Here is a 3,829-nt window from a genome sequence, read left to right as displayed (position 1 = left end):
GTCGGGTGGATCCGGGCCCATGGACGACGAAATCCCCTTCTGATTTGAAAGACTCTGCGCAGTGGTTTCTTTGACGCCGCTGCGTCGGACTGCGGCAATTCCGTCACAGCAATGTGATTGTTATTGCCGCGGTTTCCCGGCCGGCTTAACGGAATGTCCAAATTTGATGTAATAGTTTTCGAATTGTTTCAAATTTGAGTCTGCTGGTGAGGGTGGCCCGGCAGGGTTCATACCGGCATGACAGAAAAAGCATGCTGACAGACCTAGGGCAAAGTGGAATGCGCGCACGCAATCGGGACTTGGAATCGGCTACGCCGGACTGTTATGGAAAAAGTCACAGGAGGCTGTCAGGGGGGCTGTTGACCGGTGTCATGACAGCCGGTCTGGCAGGAGCCGCGCTCCTTGGGGCAAGCGAGCCTGCGGCGGCGCAGAACTTTTTCCAGCGCCTGTTCAATCCCGAGCAGAAGCGTCAGCAGGAAATGCAGCGCCAAGAGGAATTGAAGCGCCAGAAGGCCACGACCATCAAGGTGGCCGCGCCAAAGTTCTATCCGTACAAGCCTGATCGCTGGAAGACGGTCTCTTTGCAGAGCCTGTCCAAGGTACAGACCGCAGCGGTCCAGCCGGGCCCCGATCTGCAAACACCGGCTGGCCAGGAAGATACCGTGGATTTGCCATCCGCACCCGTAGGGCTGACAGCCTTCGACAAGGCGCGGCCTGCTTTGAAGGCCATGTCCGTCATGGTGTTGCCGGAAGTTGGCGACGCGCTGCTGGCCTTCTACCGGGAGCATCCGGATTTCCTCTGGGTGTCGGACGGAAATGCAAACGCGGCGGCTCTTCAAGCCATGACGGCGCTCGGCGAGGCCGGGAAATATGGTCTCGATCCTGCCGACTACCAGATTGTTGCGCCGGATCACGCGGGCCTGTCCGCGGCAAGTGATTCCACCGGGGACACAGGGTCTCCAACCCAACGCCAGAAAGAGCTGATGGCGTTCGAAATGGAATTGTCGGCTGCAGTTGCAACCTACATTCTTGACGCCACCCGCGGGCGGATCGATCCGAACAGGCTGTCGGGCTATCACGACCTGCCGCGTCACGATGTGGATCTGGTTGCGGCCTTGGACGCCCTTGCGCGTGCAGGCGACGTCGAAGCCGCGATGGAGGCTCATCAGCCGCAAGGCGATCACTTCAAGGCGTTGATGGCCGAACTGGCCGCGCTCAAGGCGGCCGAAGAGGCATCCGACCGGATCGAGATTGCGCCGGGCACATTCCTGAAGTCCGGCGGTTCGAGCCCGGAAATGAAGAACATTGTCGCAGCGGTCGCGCAGAACGGCTCGGCTGAGCTGAAGCGGACCCATGCGGCAACGCTTGCCGCCTATGCCGGTGGCGAGGCCTATACGCCCGCGCTTGTGGATCTGGTGAAAGCCTACCAGAAGGAACACAAGCTGACACCGGACGGGATTGTCGGCAAGAACACCATCCGCGCGCTGGTCGGGGTCACCAACGCGGCCAAGATTGCCAAGGTGCACCTGGCCATGGAGCGCAGCCGCTGGCTGCCGGAAGACCTTGGTGCGCGCAAGGTGTTCATCAATCAGCCGGCCTTCACGGCCACCTACACGGCGCCGGGTGAGGATCCGCTGTCCATGCGGGTGGTTGTCGGCACCAAGGCCAATCAGACCAATTTTTTCTACGATGAAGTCGAGATAGTCGAATACAATCCCTATTGGGGTGTTCCCTATTCGATCATTGTCAATGAAATGATCCCGAAACTGGCGCAGGACCCTTATTATCTCGACCGGTCGGGCTACGAAGTCACCACGCCGTCGGGCCAGCAGGTGTCGTCGGCCTCTGTCAACTGGTATGCGGTGGCGTCCAAACAGCAATCGGTCAATGTCCGCCAATATCCCGGGCAGTCGAACGCGCTTGGAGAGCTCAAGATCCTGTTCCCGAACGAGCATCATATCTATATGCATGACACGCCGCACAAGTCGTTGTTCCGGAAGGACAGCCGGGCGTTCAGCCATGGATGTGTCCGGCTTCACGACCCCAAGGCCATGGCCGCAGCCGTTCTCGGCAAATCGCGGGAGTATGTCAGCGGACAAATCGCCGAGGGACAGAACCGGCAGGAGCGTGTCGAGGGGCATCTGCCCGTCTATGTCTCCTATTTCACGGCATGGCCGGAGATCGACGGTCAGATCCGTTATTACGCGGATGTCTATGACCGGGACCGTCATTTGCTGAAGGCTCTGGAAAAAACGGAACAGACGCGGGTTGAGGCCAGAACCTCCTGATCCGCAGGCTGACTTGAAGCCCTGCCGAAGGGATTGAGTGCCGCGCAGGACAACTGCGCGGCATTTGTATATGGGCGGCTGGAACCACAGCCTTCTGCAGGCAGGGCCAGCGGCCTCATGGCGACAAGGGTTTGGCCTAACCCCGCCAGCGGCGCCTCAGTGCACGCTTTCGGAGAGGCAGTCCGCGATTGTCGTTGCGGTTCCTTCGATCAGTTCGGCATAAAGACCTGGCCCTGCCGTCAGCCGGGAACCAAGCGGGTCAAGCGTTGCCATATGCGCGTTGGTGCCTTCGATCACGACACGAACCAGCTTCGGCTCGAATTGCGGTTCGGCGAAAACGCAGCGCACATCCAGATCTTCGATCTTGTGGCGAATTTCCGAAATCCGGTCCGCTCCGGGCGAGACCTCCGGGCTGAGGGTGATCGAGCCGGCAGCCGGGAAGTCGTAACGCTTTTCGAAATACTGATAGGCATCGTGGAAGACAACGAAAGGCTTGCCCCGGACCGGTCGCAGTGTTTCGGCAACCTTGCCGTTGACGGAGGCCAATTCAGCGTCGAGCGCTGCAAGATTGGCCGCATAGACCTGTGCGTGGTCCGGATCGATTTCACTCAGGTGATGGGCAATATCGCGGGCCATCGCGCGTCCGTTTTCCGGATCAAGCCAAATGTGGGCGTCAATACCATGAGTGACATGATCGTGAGGACCACCCTCTGCATGTGCATGGTCATGTTCGTCATCGTCATGCGCATGATCCGAGTGATCCGGGGCGGATGCATGCGTGTCATGCGCTTGATCTTCACCGTGTCCGTGATCATCATCAGCCTGGGCAGAGGCCTCTTCATGCGCGTGCGCATGATCGTCACCATGCCCGTGATCGTCATCATGGTCGTGTTCCTCGGCAGATGCATGCTTTTCATGCTCATCTGCGTGATCGTCGCCGTGCCCGTGATCATCGCCATGATCGTCGTCATGATCATGGGTCTCGAAGTTGGCATCTTCGCGGAATGGCAGCTGTTTTACGCCCGGTGCCTTGATCAATGCGACCACGTCCGCACCTTCGCCAAGAGTCTGAAGCGGTTTTTGAAGCGAAGGGGTGAGTTCCGGACCGATCCAGAACACAAGATCAGCAGACTGGATATCGGCCGCCTGCGACGGTTTGAGCGAAAATCCGTGCGGCGATGCGGCACCATTGATCAGCAATTCCGGTTCGCCAACACCTTGCATGATGCTGGCGGCAAGGGAGTGCACCGGCTTGATCGTTGTCACGACCTTTGGGGCTTCGTCGGCAAAGGCCTGTTGGGTGCAAAGGGCCGCCATGGCGGTCGTGATCAAGAACCGGGAACGTGTGAAGCGGGCAGCGAGGCTGCGGGTCGGGGAAGGGGTGGACAAATCTGGCTCCGTCGAATTCGGATGTAATAGTATTACGGGTAATTCTGTAACACCCGGCGTGAAGCCGTGCAACAAGATCCACACCGCAGAGGTGGGGTTTTCCCGCCGATCGCAGCCATTTCGGGGTCAGAACAAGATTTGTAAAAAATCCT

Annotated in this window: 2 protein-coding genes; one reads left to right on the top strand and one right to left on the bottom strand. The window is 59.0% G+C overall.

Going from position 1 to position 3,829, the window contains the following annotated elements; all coding sequences use genetic code 11:
* Positions 1-359 precede the first annotated feature (359 nt).
* Positions 360-2,288: a murein L,D-transpeptidase gene (locus E1297_RS03730; protein WP_209015628.1), complete on the top strand. Its 1,929-nt coding sequence runs from the start codon at positions 360-362 to the stop codon at positions 2,286-2,288.
* A 156-nt stretch (positions 2,289-2,444) separates the two neighbouring features.
* On the opposite strand, the gene E1297_RS03725 is transcribed toward E1297_RS03730, so the two are convergent.
* A complete protein-coding gene (locus E1297_RS03725; RefSeq protein ID WP_244327624.1) occupies positions 2,445-3,677 on the bottom strand; it encodes a zinc ABC transporter substrate-binding protein in 1,233 nt (410 codons plus the stop codon).
* Positions 3,678-3,829 lie beyond the last annotated feature (152 nt).

This window comes from Roseibium sp. RKSG952 (genome assembly GCF_009711355.1).
This window is presented reverse-complemented; position numbering and strand designations above follow the sequence as displayed.